Source organism: Rhodopseudomonas sp. B29 (genome assembly GCF_000333455.1).
GTDB lineage: Bacteria > Pseudomonadota > Alphaproteobacteria > Rhizobiales > Xanthobacteraceae > Rhodopseudomonas.
The window spans coordinates 1-1,231 of the sequence record NZ_BADD01000701.1 but is presented as its reverse complement, the minus strand read 5'-3'; the positions used below and the strand labels follow the sequence as shown (position 1 = coordinate 1,231).

The window sequence follows — 1,231 nt, the reverse complement described above, 5'->3', positions numbered from 1 at the left end:
CGGGCTCGGTTTTGCGTTGCTTGGATTCGGAAAAACCGTGCCGCTGCTGATCGTTGCGGCGGTGCTTTCAGTTGTTTCTCAACTCGGCGACCTGTTCGAGTCGGCGGTCAAACGGCAATTCGGGGTGAAGGATTCAAGCCATATCATCCCCGGACATGGCGGACTGCTCGACCGGCTCGACGGTTATGTCGCCGCCGTGGTGGTGGCTGTCCTGATCGGCTTGTGCCGCGATTCGCTGGATGGCGTCGGCCGCGGTCTTATGGTGTGGTGATGCGATGAGTGCAGTCCCTTTGAAGAATGCCATGATTTGGAATTGCCCATGATTTCGTGGGCCTTCCCAAACAGAAACGTTGGCTCTGTTGGTTGTGTGGCGGAGGGTGCCCACTGAGCTTCGAATTCTTGATACCTTTCGACTAAGTCGAACATTTGGGAATACGAGAGCTTTTGCCAAGCTCTGCGTAGTGAGTCGGCGGTGGCGAAGCTGGATCCGAAGAAATTATCTGCAACAGTAAGATAATGCATGTGTGTCGACATAAGAAATAAGTCCACGATATGGCTGTGCCGAAAATCTAGTTGAATAGTATCATATTGCTGGCGATGCGTGATCTGTGAGGCGCTCGATGTCTTTTCGAATAGCGCCTCTCAGGGATTAGGACCTACGCGCCGCCGAAGGCGTCGGAAAATTTGGGTGACGTATTCGGTACTAGCTTCTATTCAAAACAACGGCTTCATCTGCGCGACCTTGAACGGGCCGAGCATGACGGCGCCGTCGACGAAGCGCAGCGGGAAGGCGCGGGCAGGCTTGCCTTCGAGCACGGCGGCCTGGCCGAGCGCGTCGATGCCGGCGGCGACGCCCGCATTCGCATTTTGCCGGACGACGCGGCCGAGTCCCGGGATGGCGCGGTCGAGCGCGCCGAGGATGTTGTTGACGTCCTTGGCGCGGACGCCGGGCGCGACGCGGTCGATCGCCGATTGCGACACGCCCTGCTCCAGCGCCTGTTCGATGCCGAGCTTGGGGATCACTTTGTCGAGGCCGGTGGCGAGCACCTGCAGCTCGCCCTCGACATTGCCGGACGGCGTCAGTCCAAGCTGTTCGCCGGCCGCGCGCCGTTCAGCATCCACGGCGAGCTCACCGGCTCACGCGACACCTACGTGCACTTCATTCAGGACAGCTTCGATCCCGGCAGCATCGTGCGACCCTATGTGAAGTGGGAGTACTCGCTCCCTCCGG

The 1,231-nt window shown here is 59.5% G+C and carries 1 protein-coding gene and 1 pseudogene; one reads left to right on the top strand and one right to left on the bottom strand.

Annotation, left to right across the window (positions count from 1 at the left end; all coding sequences use genetic code 11):
* Positions 1–271 (top strand): phosphatidate cytidylyltransferase (locus I5M_RS25270; protein ID WP_022723946.1); only part of this gene is annotated, 271 nt, incomplete at its 5' end.
* Between the two features lie 443 nt (positions 272–714).
* On the opposite strand, the pseudogene I5M_RS25265 reads toward I5M_RS25270, so the two are convergent.
* Positions 715–1,101: pseudogene (locus I5M_RS25265) on the bottom strand (DUF2125 domain-containing protein); the annotation flags it as partial.
* Between the last annotated feature and the right edge of the window lie 130 nt (positions 1,102–1,231).